Raw genomic sequence first — 23,872 nt, 5'->3', positions numbered from 1 at the left:
TCGCGGCCCGCCGTCCTGCAGTTACGGCGTACGCCCCCGTCGTGACCTGTTCCACCCTGCCCCACTACGAAGCCTAGGTGTACCCAAGACGGAGTGAAGCGTGTGTTCGGTTCCGTTGACTGTTAACTCGCCGAACATTCACCTGCGGGCCACAGCCCCTGCTCACCCAAGAGTGCCAGCGCCTCGTCGCCCATGGGGTTCACGCCTGGGCCCTTCGCGAGGGCGTGGGCGACGTGCACGTGCAGGCACTTGACCCTGACCGGCATGCCACCGGCGGTGACCTGGGTGCCCAGCGACTCGATGGCGTCGCGTTCGGCCAGGTACGCCTCGTGCGCGCGCTGGTAGGCGGCGGCGAGCTCGGCGTCCGTGGCCAGCCGGTCCTGCTGCTCCTTCATCAGGCCGCCGCCTTCGAGCGTGCTGACCAGCGAGTTCAGCTTCGGGCAGGTCAGGTAGTACAGCGTCGGGAAGGGTGTTCCGTCAGGCAGCCGCGGGGCTGTCTGCACGACGTTCGGGTGCCCGCTGGGGCACCGCGAGGCGATCGCACGTGTTCCGCGCGGCGTGCGGCCGAGCTGCTGAGCGACCGTTTCCAGGTCAGCAGCACTTACTTGTGCGTCACCGATTCCCACAGTTCCTCGTACCAAGACCCTTGTGCCGCCGGCTTGCCGGACGGCCTCTCCGATTCAGTGTTGCGACTCTCGTCACCCGGCAGTTGCACGATGTAGGGCGTCTCGCCCGGCCGCACCCAGTGCAACCGCTTGCGCGCCTCGATCTCCACGTGCGCCGGATCTTGCAGCTGTGCTTTGCGCTGCTCCAGTGCGGCGACCGTCTCCCTCAGCTTCTGCTGCTCGGCGCCCACGTCCCGCAGCTCGTCGCGCTGCGAGAGGTACGTCCGCAACGGGACCGCGATGCTCAGCGCCAGTGCACACAGCACCATCGCGAACATCGCGGCCCGCCGCGTACCGGTCATGCCGAACGCGCCACCCGTGCCCTCACCACGCCGTGACGGCGCCTTCGGACGGGGTGGCTTGCGCGCGCGTGCGGGCCTCGCCTCCCGCTCTTCGCGGGGGCGGCGGGGACGACGCGCGCGCTCGGCCATGTTCCTAGTTTCTCAGCTCTCCGGGGTGTAGCGCGGGAACGCGAGCTCACCCGCGTACCGCGCCGCGTCGCCCAGGCTCTCCTCGATGCGCAGGAGCTGGTTGTACTTGGCGGTGCGCTCACCACGTGCCGGGGCACCGGTCTTGATCTGGCCGGCACCGGTCGCGACGGCGAGGTCGGCGATCGTCGTGTCCTCGGTCTCACCACTGCGGTGGGACATCATCGACTTGTAGCCGTACGACGTGGCCAGCGAGACCGCGTCGAGCGTCTCGGACAGCGTGCCGATCTGGTTGACCTTCACCAGCAGCGCGTTGGCGGCGCGGCGGGAGATGCCCTCCTCCAGGCGCTCCGGGTTCGTGACGAACAGGTCGTCGCCCACGATCTGGACCTTCTCGCCCAGCTCGGCGGTCATCTGGACCCAGCCGTCCCAGTCGTCCTCGGACAGCGGGTCCTCGATGGAGACCATCGGGTAGTCGCGCACGAGCTCGGAGTAGTAGCCGATCATCTGCTCGGCCGAGCGCTTGTTCTTCTCGAACGTGTAGGCGCCGTCGGAGAAGAACTCCGTGGCGGCCACGTCGAGCGCGAGCGCGATGTCGCGACCAGCGCGGTAGCCGGCCTTCTCGATGGCCTCGAGGATCAGGTCGAGCGCGTCGCGGTTGCTGCCGAGGGACGGCGCGAAGCCACCCTCGTCACCCAGGCCCGTCGCGAGGCCCTTGCTCTTCAGCACGGACTTCAGGGCGTGGTAGACCTCGGTGCCCCAGCGCAGGCCCTCGCGGAACGTCTCCGCGCCGATCGGCGCGATCATGAACTCCTGGATGTCCACGTCGGTGTCGGCGTGCGAGCCACCGTTGAGGATGTTCAGCATCGGCACCGGCAGCACGTGCGCGTTCGGTCCACCGATGTAGCGGAACAGCTCCAGGCCACTGGAGGTCGCCGCCGCCTTCGCGACCGCGAGGCTCACGCCGAGGATCGCGTTGGCGCCCAGGCGCCCCTTGTCCGGCGTGCCGTCCAGGTCGACGAGCTTCTGGTCGACCACGCGCTGCTCGACTGCCTCGATGCCGACCAGCTCGGGCCCGATCTCGTCGAGCACCGCGGTCACCGCGCGCTCGACACCCTTGCCGCCGTACCGCTTGGCGTCGCCGTCCCGCAGCTCCACCGCCTCGTGCTCACCGGTCGAAGCACCCGACGGAACAGCCGCACGCTCCAGCGTGCCGTCGTCCAGCGCCACCTCGACCTCGACGGTGGGGTTGCCGCGCGAGTCCAGGATCTCGCGTGCTCCGACCTGCTCGATGACCGCCACTTGCGCTCCCTGTTTCTCCTGCGTCTCGTCTCGCGACGAGCCTACTTGGGCCAGGTGACCGGCTGGGGCTCGACACCGTCAGATCACAGTGGGCCCTTCACGCCTGTCTACTGAATCGTGCCAGACGCTCTACGTGCTGCCCAGGGGCCCGTCAGCGCACCTGCACGAGCGCCGCCTCCGCCGCCTCGACCACGTCGGGCAGCCGGTAGCGCGCCGGCGCCAGCGTGTGCGCCCCGACGACCACCTTGGCGACCAGGTCACCGCGCACCACAAAGCCCTCGCAGACCCAGAAGTTCTCGATGACGTCGGGCATGCTCTGACAGAACGCGAACGAGTCCTCGGCGTCGGGCAGGGCGGCGAGGTCGACGCCTGTCACGACCTCGCGGATCGGCTTGTTGATCCTACCGACGTAGGTCCGGCACGAATGGGCCTTGGCGCGCACCACGTCGAGCACGTGCGTGCCGGACACCCCGACCAGGCCGAACACCTGGTGCTCCAGGTACAGCGCCGGCGCCCGCCAGATCCGCCGCCGCGAGACCGAGGCGCCCACGTCGACGCGGGCGCCCAGGCACACCTCGCTGAGCCTGCCGTCCGTGATGGCGAGCTTCTCGTACGGCTGCGGCACGTCCTCCGCGAACCCGGACGGGGTGTCGTACGTCCCCGACGACAGCAGGGCCGCCTTGACCTTCACGTCCAGCGCCTGGATCTGGTCCGGGGTCGACATCGTGACCGGCACCGCCGACGGGACCGGTTCGGGTGGAGCCGGTGAACAGGCCGCGAGCAGTCCTGCGCAGACGAGTGCGATCGCGTGACGCTTCACTTCAGTCCCCCAGGACGGTCGTGGGTTGCGTCGATCAGGCTAGACGAACGGGCAGGTGCTTCACGCCGTTCTGGAAGTTCGACCGCAACCGGCTGACCTCCCCGTCCAGTTCCAACACTCCAGGCAGGTCCAGCACCGCGTCGAACACGGCCCGCATCTGCGTCCGCGCCAGCCGCGCGCCCAGGCAGAAGTGCGGCCCGTGCCCGAAGCTCAGGTGGTCGGCCTCCCGCCTGCCCACGTCGAACCGGTCCGGCTCGGTGAACACGCGTTCGTCCCGGTTGGCGGAGGAGAACCAGACCACGACCTTGTCCCCCGCCTTGATCTCCTGGCCGGACAACGACGTGTCCTGGACGGCCGTGCGGCGGAAGTGCATGACCGGTGTCCACCAGCGCAGCATCTCTTCCACCGCAACGGGGAGCAGCGAACGGTCGGCGCGCAGGCGTTCGTACTCGCGAGGGTGTTCGAGGAGCGCGATCATGCCGCCGGGGATGCCGTTGCGCAGGGTTTCGTTGCCCGCCACGGAGAAGAGCCAGAAGAGGTTCTCGAACTCCTCCAGCGAGATGTCCTCCTGCATGAGGTTGCTCAAGACGTCTTCGGACGGGTGCGCGCGCTTGTACGCGCCCAACGCGTGCGCGTAGGCGTAGAGGTCGGGCATGCCATCGCGGGCGCGCGGGTCGCGGCCGTCTTCGGGACGCAACGACAACGCTTCCAGCGCCATGTCGGTCATGCCGGCCGTGGAGCTGGACGACAGCGCGTAGTCGGGGTCCTGGAAGCCGATCACGCGGTTGCTCCAGTCGTAGAGCAGCGCTCTGTCCTGACGCGGAACGCCGAAGACGTCGGCCAGGGTCAGCAGCGGCAGGTCGGCGACGGCATGAGCGAAGTCGCCGGACAGGCCGGCCACGATCTCGCGGGCGTTCGCGCGGATCCGGTCTTCCAGCCTGGAGACGGCGCGGGGCATGAAAGCCCTGGTCAGCATGCGGCGCAACCGCGAATGCTCGGGAGGGTCCTGGTTGAGCATCATGCGCTGGACGTACGCCAGATCGGCGGGCAACGGGTCGCGGATCTGGGTGGCGCCGCGGTGCGAGGAGAAGACCGTGGGCGTCCTCAACACCGTGCGGACCTCCTCGTGGCGGAAGACGGCCCAGAAGTCGTCGATGCGCACCACGTTCTTTTCGCGCAGCCGGGTTAGTGCATCGTGCGGGACTCCCGAGGTATACGTGTCCGGGTCGACGATGAGGTCGGCATCGGTCCTGGGCATAGAACGGATTCTGACGTGCTTCATGTCGAACGTGGTGGAAGCGGGCCGATGCTGGTGCTGCTGCACGGGCTGGGCGCTACCGGCGAGGTGTGGCAGGACGTCGTGAAGGACTGGCCAGGCAGCTGGCTCGTGCCCGACCTGCCCGGTCACGGACGCTCGAGCCGTATCGACCGGTACTCGTTCGGCGCGCTCGCCGCGGCTGTCGCGGACGAGATCCCGCGCGAGCCCGTCACGGTCGTCGGGCACTCGCTGGGCGGCGTCGTCGGGCTGACGCTCGCGAGCGGGTGGTTCGGGGTCGAGGTCACCACGTGCGTCGGCGTCGGGATCAAGGTCCAGTGGACCGACGAGGAACTCGCCAAAGCCTCCGCCCTGGCAGCCAAACCCGGCAAGGTCTTCGCCACCGAGGAAGAAGCCGTCGAGCGGGCGTCCAAGATGGCGGGCGTACCGCTGAACCACGGCGTGTCCGAAGTGGACGGTGGATGGGCGCCGTCGCTGGACATGAGGGCCTTCGGCGTCGGCCGGCCGGACATGGCCGGGCTGATCATGGCGGCACAGGCCCACGTCGTGCTGGCGGCGGGCGAGAACGACCCGATGAGCCCTCAGGAGCACCTGCGGGAGCTGGTGCCCGAGCCGGTGGTGTTCCCCGGCGCGGGCCACAACGTGCACGTCGAGTCGCCCTCATCCCTGCGCACCGTGCTGGCTCAGCTCGCCACGTAGCCGCCGTCGGCCGTGATCACCGAGCCGGTGATGAAGCTGGCCTTGTCGGAGGCCAGGAACAGCACGGCCTCCGCGATCTCCTCCGGCTGGCCGACGCGCTTGAGCGGAAGGGCGTCGGTGAGCGTCTTGAACAGCTCACCTGCCTGCTCCACGGCGGCGTCGGTGGCGACCGGGCCGGGCGCCACGGAGTTCACGCGGACGCCGGCGGGACCGAACTCGGTGGCCCACGAGCGGGTCAGCGCGTCCATCGCGGCCTTGGAGGCGTTGTAGACGGACCCGACCGGGGTGCCGACCACGGCCGCGATGGACGAGACGTTGACGATCGAGCCCTTGCCCTTGGCGACCATCGCGGGCGCGAGGGCGGCGGTGAGGAAGTAGGTGCCGCGCACGTTGACGTCGAACACCTTCTGGTAGACGTCGACGGACTGGTCGGCCGTCGACGAGAACGGGAAGATGCCGGCGTTGTTCACGAGCACGTCGACGTCGCCGACCTCCTCGGCGAGCTTGCGGACGTCGTCGACGCTGGCGACGTCCGAGACGATGAAGTGACCGGTGCCGCCGGCCTGCTCGATCAGCTCGACGGTCTCCTTGCCGAGCTCCGCGCGGCGACCGGTGAGGTAGACGGTGGCACCCGCCTCCGCGAGCTTGACCGCGATGGAGCGGCCGATGCCCGACGTGGCGCCGGTGACGAGTGCCTTCTTGCCTTCGAGTTCCTTGGTTGACATGTCTACGAACTTGCCGACGCCACATCGTCAGGCCATAAATTCCGGATGAATCAGCTGGTCAGCACGGGCATCCGCCACCCGAAGTACATCCGCACGAACTGCGGCAGCCGGTACCGGCCGAGCACCAGCGGTTCGATCAGGTGCACGTCGGCGAGCGCCTCCAGCACGTACTCGATCGCGCCGGGGTCGGTGCCGGACATCTCCGCCGCCTCGCACACGTCGATCACGTCCGCACCGCGGCGCGCGAAGCACTGCAGCAGGTGCCGTTCCTGGTCGGTGAGCTGCCGCTCCGCCTTGATCATCGGCGCCACCACGGACATGCAGTCGGACGGGATGGCCTCACCGAGCCGCGTCTCGCGCTTCATCTGGGCCAGCAACATCGCCACGGTCCAGTTCGGGCGGGCGGTGAGCTTGCCGCCGAGCACGCGCAGGGGGTTCGGCAGGTACGAGACGCGCGCCAGCACCTCGTCCACGACGCCCGCCTCGGCGTCGACCCTGACGGGGTCGAGGACCTTGCGGAAGAACTGGTTCGCCTCCGCCTCGGTCAGCCCGGCGATCTTCAGCCACGTCACGCCCGGCAGCTCGTTCCACCGGCGCACGCTCGTGAGGATCATGGCCGAGCCCTGCGTGTGCAGGTCCGCGATCTGGGCGGGGTCGTGCACGTCGTCGACGACGATCAGGAACCGCTTGCCGCGCGCCTTCTCCCGCCACAGCGCGGCTTTGTCGCCGTGCGGGTTCTCGACGCCGACCGCGCGCAGCAACTCGTTGGCAACGTCCTTGCCCTGCACGAAGATCTGCCCGTCGGGGTAACCGCGCTTCGCGAGATGCGCGATGTGGACGGCCAACGCCGTCTTGCCGCTGCCGTGCATGCCGGTGATGCCGACGGTGTGCGGGAGGGTCTTGAGCGCCTGCGCGATCTCGTCCGCACGGCCGGTGAAGTCGGGCAGGCCGGACGGCAGCTGCTCGGGCCGGCGCGTCAGGTTCAGCTCGCCCCGCAGGATCTGCGCGTGCACCTGGCGCAGCTCAGGCCCGGGTTCGAGGCCGAGGTCGTCGTTCAGCAGTGCGCGCGCCTGGTGGAACTGCTCCAACGCGTCGGCCTGCCTGCCGTCGCGGTAAAGGGCCTGCATGAGCAGGGCGCGCGGCCGTTCCCTGAGCGGGAAGGCCGCCACGTGCTTCTGCAGTTCGAGGACGTCCATCTCGCGTTCGAGCAACGCCTCGCGGCACTTCATCCGCTCGTTGCCGATCCTGACCCGCTGAGCCTCGAAGTAGGTGCTGCTCAGGCCTTCGAGCGGCTCGTCGCGGCAGTCGTCGAAGAGCTCGGCGCGCAGCGTGTAGCCGCCGTCCTTGGACTTCAGGTCCAGCTCGGGAATCGCCTTGCGGATCTTGTACATGTACGTCCGCAGCGCCATGACCGCGCTGGGTGTCGGGTCGTCCCAGACCATGCCGATCAGCTGGTCGTTGCTCAGCCGGAGGCCGTTGTTCAGCAGCAACGCGGCCAGCACCGCCCGCTGCTGCCGCGGCCCCAGGTCGATCTCCTCGTCGTCTCGCCAGGCTCGTACCGGACCCATCAGTGAGAAGCGCAGGCTCATGCAACGTGACAACGCCCGCGGGCATTCCCGCCATGCCCGAGGGAAATGAGTACTATGAGCGTAGGCTCGCAGCCTACGGAGGTTGTATGAATGAGCGCGTCACCATCCCGATCAAGCTCGCCAGACGAGAGAACCGGGTGCTGCGCCCGAGGGACGCGGGAGACGTGTACGCCCACCCCCGCGGCGAGTTCGAGCGGCTCCTCGACCAAGCGGTGCTCAGCCACATCAGCACCGGCTACTACGCGCTGGCCCCGATGGAAGGGCTGGGCGACCCGAGATGGCGCCCCGACCTCGCGGCGGTCGCACTCGGCGTGGCCCAGGCCGACTACGGCAGGGACGTCGTGGCACTCATGAGCATCACCGCGGCCCGTCGGCATGGCGTCCTGCCACGCGCCATCGCCACGGCTGTCGTGGCCGTGCCCAAGCAACGGCCCGTCCTGCACACCAACGTGGGCGACGTGGTCTTCGTGAAGCGCGACGTGCGCCGCCTCGACCTCGAGCGCGTCGAAACCGAGCTCACGGCAGGGTGGATGACCACGCCGGAGCAGACGGCGCTCGACATCGCCGCACGACCGGGGCTCGGTGGCATCGACGAGGCAGAGGTCCGGTCGGTGCTGGCGGCGCTCGCCCGCAAGATCGACTGGGGCGTCACCGAGGAGCTCGCGCGTGATCAGCGCAGGCCAGGGGCGTTGGCGCGGGTGAAGGAGGCGAAGGGTGCTTGAGCAGCAGGAGCTCATCGCGGTCGCCGACGTGTTCGGTGTCGCGAGTTCCCCAGGACCAGCGGCGCAGCAACCGGAATGGTGTCTGCAGGTGGTCCGGGAGGCGTACGCGAAGACCCTCGGCTGGTAGCCCGTCTCCCGAAACCCTCGCCCAGTAGCACCAGGGCTGGTACTGCTGGGCCCCGTGCGGATCAAACCCGGCTTCGCGGCCACGACGGTGCTGGTCTGGGCGTCCGGCTACCCGGTAGGCGCCCTCGCGGTGGCCGTGGCGCCGCCGTTCCTGATGACCACGATCCGGTTCACCCTCGCCGCCGCACTGATGGCTGTCGTGGCTCTGGTGACGAGCGCGAGCTGGCCGCGCGGACGTCAGCTCTTGCACACCTGCGTGGCCGGGTTGCTGGTGCAGGCCTGCCAGTTCTCCGGCGTATACCTCGGGTTGCGGATGGGTGTGCCGGCCTCCGTGACCGCGTTGGTCATCTCGTGCACGCCGGTGCTCACGGCCGTGGTGGCAGCCTGGGTGTTCCATGTCCGAATAGGACTGAGGCAGGTCGCGGGGCTCGTGCTCGGGGTCACGGCGGTGCTGGCCGCGTTGTGGGACCGGCTGGGATCGTTCGGGACCGGCGCGGTGTTCACCGTGCTCGGCATGCTCGGGTTCGTCGCAGGTGGCGTGTACCAGCAGAGGTTCTGCCGGGACACGGACTTCCGCAGCGGCAACGCCGTGCAGCACGCCGTGTCCGTGCCGGTCGTCGGGTTGCTGGCGCTGACCGAGAGTTCGCCGGTCACGGACTGGCGGCAGCTCTGGCTGGCCCTCGTGTTCCTGGTGCTGGTCAACTCGATGGGCGGGGCCTCGCTGTTCCTCGTCGGCGTCCGGAGGGGTGGCGCGGCGGCAATGACCACGCTGTCCTCTGTGGTCCCGTCCGTCACGGCGCTGATCGCGTGGCCGTTGCTCGGGCAGGTGCCGACGGCCGGTGTGGTGGCCGGGCTGGTGCTCGGTTTCGGAGCGTGCTGGCTCGGCACTGCCACTCATTCAGGTTCTGTCGCCCGGACGGCAGTCGAAGAACCGGCAGGCGATAGGTAACGTTGATCGAATGACGGACGGCACCTTCGAAGCGTTTCGGAAGGCCGAGGCGTTGATGGCTCAGCGCAGGCCGCTCGACGCGTTGCGCGAGCTGAAACAGGTGCTGGCCGAGGCCGGGGAGGCGCCGTCCGTGCAGCTGCTCGCCGGCCGGGCGTATCTCGGGTCCGCGCAGCTCAACAGGGCCGAAGAGGCGTTCCGCAAGGTGCTCGACCTCGATCCGAGCGACCACTACGCGCGGTTCGCCCTCGGCAAGACCCTGCAACGGCAGGGCCGCCTCACCGAGGCGCTCGCCCAGTTGCGGATGGCGGTCGCGATGCACCCGTCACCCGAGTACCAGGAAGCGCTCGGCGAGGTCAAAGCCCGGCTGGCCCTGGGGAACTGATCACCGGAACAGGCCCTCTCCCCAGAACTCGCCCTCCTTCACCCCCGGCGGCACGGCGAAGTGCCCGGACCCGGTGTGCTCGATGTACTCCATCATGTCGTCCTTTGTGGACAACGCCTGCTGCATCGGCACGAACTGCGTGCGCGAGTCCCGGTTGAACGCCACGAAGAACAGCCCCGCGTCGAGGTGCCCGAGCCCGTCCGAACCGTCGGTGAAGTTGTAGCCGCGGCGCAGGATCCTGGCCCCGTTCAACGACTCCGGCGCCGCCAGCCGGATGTGCGCGATCTCGCCGATCAACGGGACCCCGCCCGCACCCTTCACGTGCAGGTCGGGCTCGTCGAACTCCTTGGCCTGCCCCAGCGGCGCACCCTCGCCCTTGGTGCGGCCGACGATCTGCTCCTGCTCGACCAACGACGTGCGGTCCCAGATCTCGATGTGCATCCGGATCCGCCGCGACACCAGGTACGTGCCGCCGACCAGCCAGTCCGGCCCGTCCTCCTTCGACACCCACACGTGGTTCTTGAGATGCTCGGTGTCCTCGGCCTTGATGTTGCGCGTGCCGTCCTTGAACCCGAACATGTTGCGCGGCGTCGCCTGCTCCCGCGTCGTCGAGGACGTGCGGCCGAAGCCGAGCTGCGACCAGCGCACCGCGACCCGCCCGAACCCGATGCGCACCAGGTTCCGGATGGCGTGCACGGCCACCTGGGGGTCGTTCGCACAGGCCTGGATGCAGATGTCCCCGTTGCTGCGCGCGGGATCCAGGTCGTCCTGCGGGAACCGCGGCAGGTCGATCAACCGCTCCGGCCTCTTGTCCTTGAGGCCGAACCTGTCGTCGAACAACGACGGCCCGAAACCGATCGTGATCGTCAACGCCGACGCGGGCAGGTCCAGCGCCTCACCGGTGTCCTTCGGCGGCGCCTCGGCGTTCCCGCCCACCGCACCGTTCTCCGCAGCCTCCTGACCAGCCGTCATCCGTTCCGCAGCAACAGTCCACTGCTTCAACAGGTCGATCAGCTCGTCACGACTCTTCGTCTTCACGTCCAGTGCGACGAAGTGCATGTGGTCCTGTGCCGGCGTGGTGATGCCGGCCTGGATCTCGCCTCGGAACGGCACCTTGGCCGCGGCGACGTTCTCCATCTCCGGCGCCTGCTTGGACGCCAGCACACCGGCGGCGGCGCCCGCACCCGCGAGCGCCACTCCGGCGCCCGCGAACCCGAGCAGCCTGCGGCGAGGAACCCCCGTCACTTGGCCGACACCACTTCCGCGACCTTGCTGACCGGCTCGCCGAGGGCGTCGACGGCCTCGGCCAGCGCCTTGATCTCGTCCTGGCTCAGCTCGGTGTAGAGCTTGAAGCCGTCACCCTTGCGCTGCTTCTCGAGCGCCTCGTCGAGCGCCTTGAACTTCTCGTCCAAAGTGGACACGAGCGCCTTGTCCTTCTGCTCCACCACGGGACGCAGTGCGGCGATCGCGGCCTGCGACCCGTCGACGTTCGCGCGGAAGTCCCACAGGTCGGTGTGCGAGTAGCGGTCCTCCTCACCGGTGATCTTGCCGGTGGCGACCTCGTCGAGCAGTTCCTTGGCACCGTTGGCGAGCTGCACGGGCGTCAGCTCGACGGTCTTCGCCTTGGACACGATCTCCTTGACGTCGACCAGCAGCTGGTCCGCGATCTTGTCCGAGTCGGCCTGCAGCCCGGACTCCCACAGGTCCTTCTCGAGGCGGTGGTAGCCGGTGAACGCCATGCCCTCCTCGATGACGTCCTCGCGGCCGTCGATCTTGGGGTCGAGGTCGCCGAAGCTCTCCGCGACGGGCTCGATGCGCTCCCAGTAGGTGCGCGAGACGGGGAAGAGCGCCTTGGCGTCGTCGACCTTCTTGGCCTTGACGGCGTTGACGAACTCCTCGGTCTTCACCAGCAGCTGGTCGGCCTGCGAGCTCACGTACCGCGCGTAGCTCTTGGTCGACTCGGCCAGCAACGCGTTGCCGTCGGTCGACTTCTTGGAGTCACCGGTGACCGTGAAGTCGCCGCGGATGCCGTCACCCTTCATGCCGGGCTTGCACGCGGTCTGGAACTTGCCGGACTCCGTGACCTCGACGATCAGCTTGCGCGTCAGCCCCGGCCCGATGTTCTCGACCTCGCCGAGGATCCGGTCACCCTCGGCGTAGAGGTAGAACTCGGTCACCTTGGTGCCCTTGTTGACCACCTCGAACGTGACGTTGCCGGTGCTCGCCTCGGTCTTGGCGACCTTGCACGAGTCGTCACCGGCCTCGACCGCGATGCTGCCACTCGCGCCCGTCGTGCCGCCGTTGCTGCACGCCGCCAGCACCGCGAGTGAGCCCAGGATGACTGCTGTCTTGCGCACGGTTGCTCCAGTAGATGATCAGTTGGCCACGGCGGCGCGACGGCACGTCGTGCCGCCGTTGCTGCACGCCGCCAGCACCGCGAGTGAGCCCAGGATGACTGCTGTCTTGCGCACGGTTGCTCCAGTAGATGATCAGTTGGCCACGGCGGCGCGACGGCGCGGCCGGATGAGGAACAGGGACAGCACCACCACGACGTAGGCGACCCACGCGATGGCCTGCAGCACTGACGTCCGCTGCGAGTAGTTGAAGAAGCCCTTGAGCAGCGCCCCGTACCAGGAGTCCTCAGGCAGGGTGTCGCTGATGTCGAACGCCAGCGTGTTCAACCCGGGCAGGATCGCGGCTTCCTGCAGGTCGTGGATCCCGTAGCTGAGCACGCCCGCCGCCACGAACACGAGCAGCACACCCGTGACGGTGAAGAACTTGCCGAGATCGAACCGGATCGCCCCCTGGTAGAGCAGCGCGGCGATCACCACGGCCACCAGAATCCCGCCGAGGAACCCGATGAGCGGCTCCGTCGTACCCCCGCCCGCGGCCTGCACGCTGGAATAGAAGAAGACCGCCGTCTCCAACCCTTCCCGGCCAACGGACAAAAGGGACACGACCACGATGGCGAAAGGTCCGATTCGGAGCGCTTCATCCATTTTCCCGCGCAACTCGGACGCAATCGTCTTGGCCGCCCGCCGCATCCAGAAGATCATTCCCGTGACGAACGCGACCGCAATGATCGACATCGTCCCGCCGAACGCTTCCTGCTGCTCAAACGTCATCCCGGCAGCACTGAACGTGATGATCGCGCCGGCCGCCACGGAGAGTGCCACCGCGGTCACAACACCGACCCAAACCCATTTGAGGGCATACCTTCTGTCCGTCTTCACGAGGAATGCGATCAGGATGCTCACGACGAGCGCGGCCTCGAGCCCCTCGCGCAGCCCGATGAGCCCATTGGCGAACAACATCCTGGTCCTCCGTGAATTAGGTCGGCCTTATTTAAGGTAAGCCTCACCTGATTGTCCAGACGCCATCAGTGCCGGTTTCATCACGCTTCACTCCGTCACGAGCCCCGGGAAGCACGTAACGTGGGTGCCGTGGTCCCGCCGCCCTCAGTCCAGGAACCCGTCCGCCGCAACCGCTCAGGCAACATCTTCGGCCGCATCGTTCTGGTGCTGCTGTTGCTGGTAGTAGTAGCCGCGGGCGCCTGGGGTCTGGGCGCCCTGAACCGCAGGGAAGCCGCCCCACTGGGCCCGCCCCCGTTCCTGGTGCCGATCCAGGAGGTGGAACCGGGCGCAGCGGCCCCGGGCAGCGCCGCCTCCCCAGGAACCACGGCAACCGCCAACCCGTTGGCCGAGTGGGCCACCCGAGTGGCGTCGAAGACGGACATCCCAGCCCGCGCGCTGCACGCCTACGCCGCAGCGGACCTGAAGATGCAACAAGAGGCCCCGGCCTGCCGAATCAGCTGGGCAACCCTCGCGGGCATCGGCCGAATCGAGTCGCACCACGGCAACATCAACGGCGCCCGCCTCCAGGAGGACGGCCTGCCGTCCCGCCCGATCATCGGCATCCCGCTGGACGGCGGCCCAGGCGTCAAGGCCATCCGCGACACGGACGGCGGCCGCCTGGACGGCGACACGACGTGGGACCGCGCGGTGGGGCCGATGCAGTTCATCCCGGGCACCTGGAACCGGTGGGCCAAGCGGGCCGCTGGGGATGGGCTGCCGGCGGACCCGCAGAACATCGACGACGCGGCGCTGACGGCGGCTCGCTACCTGTGCGGGGGCGGGGCCCGCGATCTGGGGACCGGTCAGGGGTGGTGGGCTGCGGTGCTGGCCTACAACAACTCCGTGGAGTACGGGCAGAACGTGTTCAGCGGGGCGGACGCTTATGCGCGGGCAAGCACTCCGCAGTAGGGACGGCGCAGGCTTACGCAGAGGTCCCCTGGGAAGTTGGATCCCCCGCGACCCAACTTACTCAGCGGGTCTGACACTCCCGCGAGGTCGAGGTCGAGGTCGAGGTCGAACGGCTGATGGCCCGCGATGCCGCAGACGAGCCGTCTTTACCGAGCCCGAGGGGTGCCGCACATCTACGCAACGCCACTTCGCCCAAAGCAACAGGCGTGCCATCCACCTGCCAGCGGCGTGAACCCCGGCTTTTGATCGGATCGGTGGGGTCTGGGGCGGAGCCCCAGGAATCAGCCACCACGAGACGCACGCAACCCAACCACCTGCGCAACCAACGCGAAGGGAGGGCTGGGGCCAGGCGGAAGAAGGCCCCAGCCCCCTCTCTCAAACCCCTGCCAAGGGCGCGGAGGACGTGGCCAGCTCCTCAACAGGGGAAGCAACACCTTCCTCAACCCCACCAACACTTTCCTCCCCAACAGGAGGCTCAGCCCGATCACAAGGAGGCTCAACAGGCGGGGTGACCACCGGCGGGGTGACCACAGGCGGCGCAACAGGATCCTCAGCCCGAGGCGTAGACGGCGGAACCTCAGACGGATCCACCGGCGGAGCCGTGGAAACAGGCGGAACAACCACCGCAGGCTCAGAAACGGGCGGAGGCACCACAGTGGACACAACAGCAGAAGTGGTGACCACAGGCGGGGAAGCCGACTCAGAAGACGACGGCAAAGCCGGCTCTTCCTCCTCAGGCCCGGAAGGCTCATTCCGCCCAGTAGCCGCAGGCTTGGTACCAGAAACCCGAACAGTCTCGGTGACGGTAGTCCCCACCACACGGGTCTGAGTGGCGGAACGAGCGGCCATAACCTCCCGCCGAGCCCCCTCCACGACCACGGTCTCAGTAACGGTGGCCAACGAAACCGAAGTCTCGAACGGCTCGGTCCACCACTGCGAGGTCGTGGGCCGAGCAGGCGCAGGCGCAGCCAACGGCGACTCCGAAGGCGACCCCGTCAATGCGATCAACGCGAACATGCCGCCCAGCGCCAGGAACGGCACGACAACCACGGCCCCGAAGCATCCACGACCACTGCGCGGCTCGTCACGATGACTCATCTTCAGCACACCCCCGAACGGTGAGAACTGTTCCATCTGGTTGATCGTCCACATGGAACAGTTCGTCACCGTTCTTTAGTCACACGATGGGGTGTTCAACCCAACGGCGGCAACTCCGGAGCGTGAGCAGCAGGGGAAGATGAAAGGGTTTCCAGAGCCAACGAAACGGCCTTTTCGAGCTGCGGGTCGCGCCCAGATACACGGTCGGCAGGCGTCATGACCACCTCGATGTCCGGGTCGACACCGTAGTTCTCGACGCCCCACCCGTGGCCCTTGAAGTAGGACGCGTACCTCGGTTGGGTGACCATTGTGCCGTCGACCAGCGTGTAGAGCATGTCGATGCCGATGACGCCGCCCCAGGTACGCACCCCCACCACGGGCCCGATCCCGAGCTCCTTGATGGCCACGTTGACGATGTCGCCGTCCGATCCGGCGTACTCGTCGGCCACCGCCACCACGGGCCCGCGAGGCGCGTCCTGCGGATACGACTCGGACGCCGTGTAGCCACGGGCGACGGACCAGCCGATGACCTTGCGCCCGAGCTTCTCGATGACCAACTGAGAGGTGTGCCCGCCCCCGTTCTCACGGACGTCGAGCACCAGGGCCTCACGAGCCAGCTCGACCCGCAGATCCCGGTGCAGCTGAGCCCACCCGGCACCCATCATGTCGGGAACGTGCAGGTACCCCACGCGGCCACCGGACTGCTCGTGCGTGAAGGCACGACGGTTGGCGACCCAGTCGTGGTAGCGCAGAGGCTCCTCATCGGCCAGAGGCACGACAACGACCCGACGCAGCTCCCCACCACCACCGGGCCGCACGGTCAGCTCCACGGGCTTCCCAGCGGCGCCGACCAGCAACGCCCCAGGCCCTGCCAGCCCAACCGGACGCCCATCAACAGCCACAAGAACGTCCCCGGCGCGCACGGCCACCCCAGGCGCGCACAACGGCGAACGCGCATGCGGATCGGACGTCTCGCCGGGGATCACGCGGCCAACGACCCACGAGTCACCCTCACGCCGCAAATCTGCGCCCAGCAGGCCCTGCCGGCGCGAGGCGGGCACGTGCGGCGTCGAGCCCCAGACGTAGGCGTGCGAGGTGCCCAGTTCGCCCTGGACCTCCCACAGCAGGTCGACCAGGTCGTCGTGGCTGCCCACCTCGGCCACCAGCGGCCGGTAGCGGTCGAGTTCGCCCTGCCAGTCGACGCCGCCCATGTCGGTGCGCCAGAAGTGGTCGCGCATGAGCCGGCCGTTCTCGGCGTACATCTGCGCCCACTCCAGCGCGGGGTCGATGACGACGCGAACGCGTGCGAGGTCGATCTCGACGTAGTCGGCCGAGTCCTCGTCCGCCTTGCTGTCGGTCGGCACGACCCGCAGGTCGCCGCGGTCCTCCACGACCATGCGCTTGCCGTCGCCGGACACCGCGAACGCGTCCGCGCTGTCCGCCAGGCACTCGGTCTTCTGCTTGCCGAAGTCGTAGCGCTCCAGCACCGTGCGCGGCGGGCGCGCCTCGGGGGACGCCAGGTTGTCGCCCAGCACGCCGAGCAACGGCCGGCGCAGCCACAGCAGGCCGCCGCGAGCTGCCTTCAGAGACACATAATCAGCGGCCGCCACGGGCACCGGCACCACGCGGTCGGCGAGGCCTTCGAGGTCGACCTTCGTGACCGGGGTCTTCTCGTCGTCGTCCTCGGAGTCCTTGTCCTCGTCGCCCACCGGGCGGCCGCCGTGCATCGGCGCGAACGGGGACGGCGTGGTCGCGGCCAGCGGCACGAGGTGCGGGCGGCAGCCGGTCGGGAACGACAGGTCGAACACGTGCGCGTCGTAGACCGGGTCGAACGTCCGGATCGACAGGAACGCCAGGTACTTGCCGTCCTCGGTGAACGTCGGCGCGAAGTCGGCGAACCGCAGCGGCGTCACGTCCACAACGGACAGATCCGCCGCGTTCACCATCTTGATGTGCCGCAACGGTGTCGGGCCCGGATGCGACCAGGCGAGCCACGCGGAGTCCGGTGAGAACGCGAGGTGCGTGATGTGTGCGTTGGCGCCGCTGACGACCTCGCGCACCTCACTGGAAGCGATGTCCACCAACAACAGCCGGCCGTCGTGCGTGGCGACGGCGACCCGTGAGCCGTCCGGTGCGGCGGCCAGGGACATGACCCGCCCCAGCGCACCGGAAGCGATGCGGCGCGCGGTGTTGCCCGGTTCGACGCCGCCGACGGGCGCGATCTCCAGGGCTTCTTCGCCCTCGACATCGGTCACCCACACGACGTGAGCGGTCTCGCCGAGCACCTTCGGCAGCCGTGCGCGGACGTCGGAACGGTCGGCCAGCACCCGCACCGGGCCGTCGCGATGCGTCACCCAGTGCACGGAGCCGCGGACCTCGACGGCCGACGCACGGCCGGTGTGGTCGACGCTGAACGACTCGATGTTGCCGGAAGCCTTGATGTGGCGGGGTTGCAGGCCGGTGCGCGGGCCGCCGAGCTTGATGTCGAGCTTGCGCAGCTCGGACAGGCCGTCGAGCAGCCACAGCTCGCCGGCCTGGTGGAAGATCACCCGCGAGCCGTCGGTGGAGGCGTTGCGGGCGTAGAACTCCCCGGAGGTGTGGCGCTGCAGGTCGGTGCCGTCCGGCAGCACCGAGAACACGCTGCCGACGCCTTCGTGGTCGGACAGGAACGCGATCCGCCCGTCGACCCACATCGGGTTCGCCAGCGTCGACTTCAGCTCGGACAGCACCCGGACGAAGTCGCCGGAACCCTCGGTGTCCACCCAGAGCTTGCCCGCGGTGCCGCCGCGGTACCGCTTCCACCACGCCGGTTCCTGCATGTAGCTGGACGACGTGACGACCTGGCCGTCCGGGCCGAACGACACGTCGTTGACCCAGCCGTACGGCAGCACCTCGGAAGGTCCGCCGTCCAGCGGAACGGCGTGCGCGTGCTTGCGCTGCCGCGACATCTGGCCCGTGGTCGACACGGCGAGCACTCGTCCGTCCGGCGTCCAGCCGGACACCGCCGTACGGGCCACGCCCCAGTGCGTCAACCGGCGTGCGGGGCCACCGTCCACAGGGGCCACGCGCACCTCCGGCGCGCCGTCGATCCAGCTGGCCCAGGCCAACTGCGTGCCGTCAGGCGAAAAACGGGGCGTGCGCGCCGGAACCTGGTCAGCGGACGCGCGCCAGGCCCTTCCTCCGTCGACGGGCGCCAGCCACACGTCGTCCTCGGCCACGAACGTCACCAAGTCACCGCGCAGATGCGGATACCGAAGGTAAGTCACGAGATCGACGTTAGCCCACGCTCACGGTTTCAGGAGGGCAAAAAACGCCGCCAGTCCTCAGCCATAAGAGAATCTAGACCTTCGGCCCGCGCCTTGGACTCCGCCTCGCGGACGTTCGCGGCGAATCGGCGGCACACCTGGCGGAGCTCCGTCTCCGGGTCCTCCCCCGCGAGCTTGGACAAAGCGGTCACGGCGAACAACGTCGTGCCCGTGTCGTCGCCCTCGGGCAGCAGATCGACGGGGAACCCCGCGCGTTTGGTGCGCTGCACCAGCTTCGCGGCCAGCGCGACGGCCGGCTGCCCCAGCGCGACACCGTCCACACTGGACTCGCGCTGCTTCTCGGCCTGCTTGAGCTCCTCCCAGCGGTGCTGCTGCGAGGTCGCGTCGTGCACGGCGGGGTCGTTGCCCTCGAAGACGTGCGGGTGCCTGCCGACGAGCTTCGCGACCAGTTCGGCCGCGACGGCGTCGATGTCGAACGGGTCCTCGGGGTCCTCTGCCGCGACACGGGCGTGGAAGAGGACCTGCAGGAGCACGTCGCCGAGCTCCTCGCGCATCGACGCGCGGTCGCCGTCCTCGATCGCCTCCAGCAGCTCGAAGGTCTCCTCGACGAGGTACTGGCGCAACGAGTCGTGGTCCTGCTCGGCGTCCCACGGACATCCGCCCGGCGAACGCAGCCGGTGCATGACCGCGGCCGCGTCGAGCAGCCCGGCACCCAACGGCTCCGGCGTCGCGATCACGTCAGCGTCCGGGTACGCGGAGGCGTCGGTCGTGATCACCACCGCGCCGGCCTCGACGACGGCGGGCGCGGGGCCGTCGACCCCGAGCGAGGACCAGGACTCCAGGGGCACGCCTTCGCCCGCGTAGACGGCCGTGGCCGTGCGCAACGCGGGCAGAGCGGCGGCAGGGAGGACTGCTCCGAGCCGCTCGCTCAGGACGACGACGGTGCTCAAGACTTGTTCTTGGCCGACGTCACACCGACGAAACCGGCCCTCTCGCCGGGGTTGCCGACGATCGTGGCGTCAGTCGGGTCCCACACGCCGTAGCGGGGGTTGACCTCGACGTTCAGGTCGGCGGCGTAGAACTGCGCGACCCGCAGGCCGAAGGCGGCGAGCAGGCGCGGGTCGATGCGCTCGGCCAGCTCGTCCTCACCGGGCACCGGCGAGACCTTGTTGCGCTCCTTGACCAGCGCGACCATCCAGCTGGCCTGCTGCTCGTCGGCCGGGAAGGCGACGACGGTGCCGGGCTTCACGCCCCACAGCATCGTGTGCACCAGCGACGGGTTCTCGGTGACGCGGACCTTCTGGTTCGTCGCCGAGGCCTGCTGACCGCTGGTGGTGCGCGGGGCCTCCTGCACGAACTTCGACATCTTCGAGGAGTCGGCCGCGACCTCCGCCGCCTTCTCCTTGGCCTCCTTCGGGTCCTTGACCTGGAAGAAGTCGATCACGACCTCGAGCGTGGAGAGGTTGCGGCGGGCGAGCTCACCCATCACCAGCACGTCGCGCTGACGGCGGTAGATCGTGGTCTCGTCCTGCTCGCTCTGCTTCGCGGCGGCCTCGGGGCCACCCTTCTCCTGCACCGCGTCGTACACCTTGGTCTCGTCGACCGTGATGTTCTCGCGCTGCGCCGCGTACTCGGCGATCTTGTGGGTGATCTCGTCGGCCAGCACCAGCTTCGAGACCTGGTCGAGCTTGCCCTGGTCCTGCATCTGCTGGGCGGCAGGCTCCTTCTTGAGCACCCTCACGGTGCGGTCCTGGACGGTCTCCAGGTTGATCGTCTGATCACCGACGATCGCGGCCGAACCGGCCTTCGCGGGACCAGAGGCACAACCGGTGGCCAGCAGCGCCACAGCCACACCGACCAGCGAGAAACGCTTCAGAACAGTGCTCACGAGGATCTACCTTCTCACGCCTTGGTGACCGGGGTCACGGGAGTCCCCACGAGTGAGTCGAGGAACGCACCGCACCAGTTCAACAGCTCCTGGTCGCGCAGCTGTGGTGCACCCATTCGGCCTCCTGCCGCTCCCTCCGTCGGCCTAGGCACGGTGACCGTGCCCATGGCCTGCTTGTAGACGGCCTTCGGGAAGAGCCGGCGCAACCGGACCAGCTGCGAGTCGAGCAGGTCGAGCTTCGCGAACCGCAGGTTCTGGCCCATCGCGATCACCTCGGTGACCCCGTGGCGGCGGCAGGCGTGCCGCAGGCGGGCCACGCCGAGCAGGCGTTCGACCGGTTCCGGCGGCGTGCCGTAGCGGTCCTTGAGCTCGTCCCAGACGGCCGTCAGCGACGCCTCGTCGGCCGCGGCCGCGATCTTGCGGTAGGCCTCCAGCCGCAGCCGCTCCCCCGGCACGTACTCGTGCGGGATGTGCGCGTCCACGGGGAGGTCGACGCGGACCTCGGCGAGATCCTCCTCGACCTCGCCCCCGTCGGCTCCCGCGTGCTTGCGGAACGCCTCGACGGCCTCGCCGACCAGCCGGATGTACAGGTCGAAGCCGACGCCCGCGATGTGACCGGACTGCTCGGCGCCGAGGATGTTGCCGGCGCCGCGGATCTCCAGGTCCTTCATCGCGACGGCCATGCCGGCGCCGAGCTCGGTGTTCTGCGCGATCGTCGCGAGCCGGTCGTGCGCGTGCTCGGTCAGCGGGGTCTCGGCCGGGTACAGGAAGTACGAGTACCCGCGCTCGCGGCCACGGCCGACGCGGCCGCGCAGCTGGTGCAGCTGGGCGAGGCCGAGCAGGTCGCCGCGCTCGACGATCAGCGTGTTGGCGTTGGAGATGTCGAGACCGGTCTCGACGATCGTGGTGCAGACGAGCACGTCGTACTCGCGTTCCCAGAACCCCTGGATGAGGTGTTCGAGCTTGTCCTCGTTCATCTGGCCGTGCCCGGTGACGACCCTGGCCTCCGGCACCAGCTCGCGGATGCGCTTGGCGGCCTTCTCGATCGTCGAGACCCTGTTGTGCACGTAGAAGACCTGGCCGTCGCGCATCAGCTCGCGCCGGATGGCCGCGCCGACCTGCTTGTCGTCGTACGCGCCGACGTAGGTGAGGATCGGGTGCCGTTCCTCCGGCGGGGTCAGGATCGTGGACATCTCGCGGATGCCGGCGAGCGACATCTCCAGCGTGCGCGGGATCGGCGTCGCGGACATCGTCAGCACGTCGACGTGCGTGCGCAGCGCCTTGATGTGCTCCTTGTGCTCCACGCCGAACCGCTGCTCCTCGTCGACGATCACGAGGCCGAGGTCCTTGTACCGCACGTTCTTCTGCAGCAGCCGGTGCGTGCCGATCACGATGTCGACCTCGCCGTCCGCCATGCCCGCGATGGTCTGCGCGGACTCCTGCGGGTCGGTGAAACGGCTGAGTCCCTTGATGTTCACCGGGAACTGGCGCATGCGCTCGGAGAACGTGTTGAGGTGCTGCTGGGCGAGCAGCGTCGTCGGCACCAGCACCACGACCTGCTTGCCGTCCTGCACCGCCTTGAACGCCGCGCGGACCGCGATCTCCGTCTTGCCGTAGCCGACGTCACCGCAGATGACGCGGTCCATCGGCACGGACCGTTCCATGTCGGCCTTGACCTCGTCGATCGCGGCCATCTGGTCCTGCGTCTCGGTGAACGCGAAGGCGTCCTCCAGCTCGCGCTGCCAGGGCGTGTCGCTCGCGAACGCGTGGCCTGGGGCGCTCTGCCGTGCCGCGTAGAGCTGCACGAGCTCGGCCGCGATCTGCTTGACCGCCTTGCGCGCCTTGGACTTCGTGTTCTTCCAGTCGCTGCCGCCGAGCTTGTTCAGCGTCGGCAGCTCGCCGCCGACGTACCGGCTGACCTCGTCGAGCTGGTCGGTCGGCACGAACAGCCGGTCGCCGGGCTGGCCGCGTTTGCTGCTGGCGTACTCCAGGACCAGGTACTCGCGGGTGGCCCCGGCGACCGTGCGCTGGACCATCTCCACGTACTTGCCGATGCCGTGCTGCTCGTGCACCACGAAGTCGCCGGCCTTGAGCGCCAGCGGGTCCACCGCGTTGCGCCGCTTGGACGGCATCTTGCGCATGTCCTTCGTGGACGTGCCGCCGCGGCCACCGGTCAGGTCGGTCTCGGTGAGCACCACCAGCGCGAGGTCCGGCAGCACGAAGCCGTCCTCGAGCGAGCCGCGCACGACCGTGACCGTGCCCGCTTTCGGTGCCGCGTCGAGGGATTCGACGCAGACGGCCGAGATCTCGGCTTCCTTCAGCCGTTCGACGGCTCGTTGCGCGGTACCGGAACCGGGCACAACCAGCACGGCCGCGCCACCCGTCGCCGTGTGCGCCTTGAGGTCCGCGAACGCGCGCTCGACGTCGCCCTGGTAGGCCTCGACCGGCTTGACGTCGAGGTGCACGACGTCCTGGGAGTCACTGGTGAGCTGGCTGAGCGTCCACCACGGACGGTCGTTCTCCTTGGCGTGGCTGGAGATCTCGCCGATGCCCTGGTACCCGCTGCGGCCGAGGTCGATCGGCGCCTTGCCCCCGGCGGCGGCCGCCATCCAGGACGCCTCGAGGAACTCCTGCCCGGTGCGGACCAGGTCGGCCGCGCGGGCCCGGATCTTCTCCGGGTCGTGGAGCAGGACGTGCGTGCCCTTCTCGACCACGTCGGTGAGCAGCTGCAGCTCGCCGGGGCACAGCGCGGGGATCAGCGCCTCCATGCCCTCGACCGCGATGCCGCCGGAGATCTTCTCCAGCATCTCCGCGAGGTGCGCGTCCTGCCGGTGCTCCTCGGCCAGCTCGGCGGCGCGGTGCCGCACGTCGTCGGTCAGCAGCAGCTCACGGCACGGCGGCGCGACGAAACCGGTGACCTCGACCGGCAGCGAACGCTGGTCCTGCACCGAGAACGGCCGGATCTCGCTGACCTCGTCGCCCCAGAACTCGACGCGGAAAGGGTGCTCGGCGGTCGGCGGGAAGATGTCGAGGATGCCGCCGCGCGTCGCGTACTCGCCGCGCTTCTCGACCATGTCGACGCGGCTGTAGGCGTTCTCGGCCAGGCGCGTGAGCAGCTCGGCGAAGTCCTGCTCCTCGCCGACCTCCAGGTGCACGGGCGCGAGGTCGCCCAGCCCCGGCGCCATCGGCTGGATGAGGCTGCGGACCGTCGTGACGAGGACCCGCAGCGGGTTGCCCTCGGGGTGCTTGAGGCGGCGGAGGATCTGCAGGCGCGCACCGACCGTGTCCGCGCGCGGGGACAGCCGTTCGTGCGGCAGCGTCTCCCAGCTGGGGAAGAACGCGACCTTGTCCGCGCCGATCAGGTCCTTGAGGACGTTCGTCAGCTCCTCGGCCTCCCTGCCCGTGGCCGTGACGGCCAGCACCGGCCGGACCGTGGACAGCGCGGCGGTGACGAGCGGGCGGGCGGCCAGCGGACCGTCCAGCTCCAGCTCGGGAACGCCGGCCGAGTCGATCAACGTGCGGAGGGCCTTGTCGGGCAGGACACCATCGAGCAGGCCGAGCAGCGGCATGTGAGAAACCCCGGTCGAGTGGGAGACGCCAGACAGACCCCTGCCTGGGACGAGGGGTCTCACCACCCACCTTAGCTCGTTTCGCGACCCCTCATCGGGTGGCTCG

20 protein-coding genes are annotated in these 23,872 nt (G+C 69.0%); 6 read left to right on the top strand and 14 right to left on the bottom strand.

The annotated features are described in order from the left end of the window. Positions 1-122 precede the first annotated feature (122 nt). The 5 genes from ACSHWB_RS18100 to ACSHWB_RS18080 form a co-directional block, all read right to left on the bottom strand. Positions 123-626 (bottom strand): DUF501 domain-containing protein, encoded by a 504-nt coding sequence (locus ACSHWB_RS18100; protein WP_439663180.1) that lies wholly within the window; start codon positions 624-626, stop codon positions 123-125. Beyond that, positions 602-1,096, bottom strand: coding sequence for an FtsB family cell division protein (locus tag ACSHWB_RS18095; RefSeq protein WP_439663179.1), 495 nt, complete (start codon positions 1,094-1,096; stop codon positions 602-604). Before ACSHWB_RS18095 ends, ACSHWB_RS18100 begins: the two co-directional genes overlap by 25 nt. Positions 1,097-1,108: 12 nt before the next feature. Next, positions 1,109-2,395 carry a phosphopyruvate hydratase gene (gene eno / locus ACSHWB_RS18090; protein ID WP_439663178.1) on the bottom strand — a complete coding sequence of 429 codons (1,287 nt, stop codon included), beginning with the start codon at positions 2,393-2,395 and terminating at the stop codon, positions 1,109-1,111. A 151-nt stretch (positions 2,396-2,546) separates the two neighbouring features. After that, positions 2,547-3,215, bottom strand: coding sequence for a hypothetical protein (locus ACSHWB_RS18085; RefSeq protein ID WP_439663177.1), 669 nt, complete (start codon positions 3,213-3,215; stop codon positions 2,547-2,549). A 34-nt stretch (positions 3,216-3,249) separates the two neighbouring features. Beyond that, positions 3,250-4,473: a cytochrome P450 gene (locus tag ACSHWB_RS18080; protein WP_439663176.1), complete on the bottom strand. Its 1,224-nt coding sequence runs from the start codon at positions 4,471-4,473 to the stop codon at positions 3,250-3,252. Positions 4,474-4,521: 48 nt separating this feature from the next. Here ACSHWB_RS18080 and ACSHWB_RS18075 point away from each other — a divergent pair, with 48 nt between their 5' ends. Continuing rightward, positions 4,522-5,190 (top strand): alpha/beta fold hydrolase, encoded by a 669-nt coding sequence (locus tag ACSHWB_RS18075; RefSeq protein ID WP_439663175.1) that lies wholly within the window; start codon positions 4,522-4,524, stop codon positions 5,188-5,190. On the opposite strand, the gene ACSHWB_RS18070 is transcribed toward ACSHWB_RS18075, so the two are convergent. Together ACSHWB_RS18070 and ACSHWB_RS18065 are read right to left on the bottom strand one after the other, a co-directional pair. Continuing rightward, a complete protein-coding gene (locus ACSHWB_RS18070) occupies positions 5,175-5,915 on the bottom strand; it encodes an SDR family NAD(P)-dependent oxidoreductase (RefSeq protein ID WP_439663174.1) in 741 nt (246 codons plus the stop codon). The genes ACSHWB_RS18075 and ACSHWB_RS18070 overlap by 16 nt on opposite strands. Positions 5,916-5,965: 50 nt before the next feature. After that, on the bottom strand, positions 5,966-7,483 hold the full coding sequence (locus tag ACSHWB_RS18065) for a BTAD domain-containing putative transcriptional regulator (protein WP_439663173.1): 1,518 nt from the start codon (positions 7,481-7,483) through the stop codon (positions 5,966-5,968). A 107-nt stretch (positions 7,484-7,590) separates the two neighbouring features. Here ACSHWB_RS18065 and ACSHWB_RS18060 point away from each other — a divergent pair, with 107 nt between their 5' ends. Genes ACSHWB_RS18060 through ACSHWB_RS18045 form a run of 4 tightly spaced genes read left to right on the top strand, consistent with a single transcriptional unit; the run spans position 7,591 to position 9,683 of the window. After that, complete coding sequence (locus ACSHWB_RS18060) at positions 7,591-8,226, top strand: type IV toxin-antitoxin system AbiEi family antitoxin (protein WP_439663172.1); 636 nt, start codon at positions 7,591-7,593, stop codon at positions 8,224-8,226. Next, positions 8,219-8,353: a hypothetical protein gene (locus tag ACSHWB_RS18055; RefSeq protein WP_439663171.1), complete on the top strand. Its 135-nt coding sequence runs from the start codon at positions 8,219-8,221 to the stop codon at positions 8,351-8,353. Before ACSHWB_RS18060 ends, ACSHWB_RS18055 begins: the two co-directional genes overlap by 8 nt. A gap of 54 nt (positions 8,354-8,407) precedes the next feature. After that, positions 8,408-9,301, top strand: a complete 894-nt coding sequence (locus tag ACSHWB_RS18050; protein WP_439663170.1) for a DMT family transporter — start codon at positions 8,408-8,410, stop codon at positions 9,299-9,301. Positions 9,302-9,311: 10 nt separating this feature from the next. Beyond that, the gene (locus ACSHWB_RS18045; RefSeq protein ID WP_093602720.1) at positions 9,312-9,683 is read left to right on the top strand and encodes a tetratricopeptide repeat protein; all 372 of its coding nucleotides are present in this window, start codon (positions 9,312-9,314) and stop codon (positions 9,681-9,683) included. On the opposite strand, the gene efeB is transcribed toward ACSHWB_RS18045, so the two are convergent. The 3 genes from efeB to efeU all read right to left on the bottom strand — a co-directional run bounded on the left by efeB (position 9,684) and on the right by efeU (position 12,997). After that, on the bottom strand, positions 9,684-10,928 hold the full coding sequence (gene efeB, locus ACSHWB_RS18040) for an iron uptake transporter deferrochelatase/peroxidase subunit (protein ID WP_439663169.1): 1,245 nt from the start codon (positions 10,926-10,928) through the stop codon (positions 9,684-9,686). It abuts the gene before it with no gap. Further along, positions 10,925-12,040, bottom strand: a complete 1,116-nt coding sequence (gene efeO / locus ACSHWB_RS18035; RefSeq protein WP_439663168.1) for an iron uptake system protein EfeO — start codon at positions 12,038-12,040, stop codon at positions 10,925-10,927. The genes efeB and efeO overlap by 4 nt, the downstream gene beginning before the upstream one ends. A gap of 132 nt (positions 12,041-12,172) precedes the next feature. Further along, positions 12,173-12,997, bottom strand: a complete 825-nt coding sequence (gene efeU, locus ACSHWB_RS18030) for an iron uptake transporter permease EfeU (RefSeq protein WP_439663167.1) — start codon at positions 12,995-12,997, stop codon at positions 12,173-12,175. A gap of 120 nt (positions 12,998-13,117) precedes the next feature. On the opposite strand from efeU, the gene ACSHWB_RS18025 reads away from it, so the two are divergent. After that, complete coding sequence (locus ACSHWB_RS18025) at positions 13,118-13,945, top strand: lytic transglycosylase domain-containing protein (RefSeq protein ID WP_439663166.1); 828 nt, start codon at positions 13,118-13,120, stop codon at positions 13,943-13,945. Positions 13,946-15,138: 1,193 nt separating this feature from the next. Here the strand turns inward: ACSHWB_RS18025 and ACSHWB_RS18020 are convergent. From ACSHWB_RS18020 to mfd, 4 genes are read right to left on the bottom strand one after another with little or no spacing between them, the layout of a single operon-like run. Continuing rightward, complete coding sequence (locus ACSHWB_RS18020) at positions 15,139-18,309, bottom strand: S41 family peptidase (RefSeq protein ID WP_439663165.1); 3,171 nt, start codon at positions 18,307-18,309, stop codon at positions 15,139-15,141. Between the two features lie 29 nt (positions 18,310-18,338). Beyond that, positions 18,339-19,259: a MazG family protein gene (locus ACSHWB_RS18015; RefSeq protein ID WP_439663164.1), complete on the bottom strand. Its 921-nt coding sequence runs from the start codon at positions 19,257-19,259 to the stop codon at positions 18,339-18,341. After that, complete coding sequence (locus tag ACSHWB_RS18010; RefSeq protein WP_439663163.1) at positions 19,256-20,197, bottom strand: hypothetical protein; 942 nt, start codon at positions 20,195-20,197, stop codon at positions 19,256-19,258. The genes ACSHWB_RS18015 and ACSHWB_RS18010 overlap by 4 nt, the downstream gene beginning before the upstream one ends. Before the next feature lie 14 nt (positions 20,198-20,211). Beyond that, complete coding sequence (gene mfd, locus ACSHWB_RS18005) at positions 20,212-23,766, bottom strand: transcription-repair coupling factor (RefSeq protein ID WP_439663162.1); 3,555 nt, start codon at positions 23,764-23,766, stop codon at positions 20,212-20,214. Between the last annotated feature and the right edge of the window lie 106 nt (positions 23,767-23,872).

The sequence above is a fragment of the Lentzea sp. HUAS TT2 genome (genome assembly GCF_051853195.1).
In the GTDB taxonomy this organism is placed as follows: domain Bacteria; phylum Actinomycetota; class Actinomycetes; order Mycobacteriales; family Pseudonocardiaceae; genus Lentzea.
The sequence above is the reverse complement of the archived record's forward strand: the minus strand, read 5'-3'. Positions and strand labels throughout refer to the sequence as shown.

Coding starts and splice junctions, on each gene's coding strand:
- ACSHWB_RS18095 (WP_439663179.1), bottom strand. CDS start 1,096: ATGGCCGAGCGCGCGCGTCGTCCCCGCCGCCCCCGCGAAGAGCGGGAG.
- mfd (WP_439663162.1), bottom strand. CDS start 23,766: ATGCCGCTGCTCGGCCTGCTCGATGGTGTCCTGCCCGACAAGGCCCTC.
- ACSHWB_RS18065 (WP_439663173.1), bottom strand. CDS start 7,483: ATGGGTCCGGTACGAGCCTGGCGAGACGACGAGGAGATCGACCTGGGG.
- ACSHWB_RS18070 (WP_439663174.1), bottom strand. CDS start 5,915: ATGTCAACCAAGGAACTCGAAGGCAAGAAGGCACTCGTCACCGGCGCC.
- ACSHWB_RS18080 (WP_439663176.1), bottom strand. CDS start 4,473: ATGCCCAGGACCGATGCCGACCTCATCGTCGACCCGGACACGTATACC.
- ACSHWB_RS18060 (WP_439663172.1), top strand. CDS start 7,591: ATGAATGAGCGCGTCACCATCCCGATCAAGCTCGCCAGACGAGAGAAC.
- efeU (WP_439663167.1), bottom strand. CDS start 12,997: ATGTTGTTCGCCAATGGGCTCATCGGGCTGCGCGAGGGGCTCGAGGCC.
- ACSHWB_RS18075 (WP_439663175.1), top strand. CDS start 4,522: ATGCTGGTGCTGCTGCACGGGCTGGGCGCTACCGGCGAGGTGTGGCAG.
- ACSHWB_RS18045 (WP_093602720.1), top strand. CDS start 9,312: ATGACGGACGGCACCTTCGAAGCGTTTCGGAAGGCCGAGGCGTTGATG.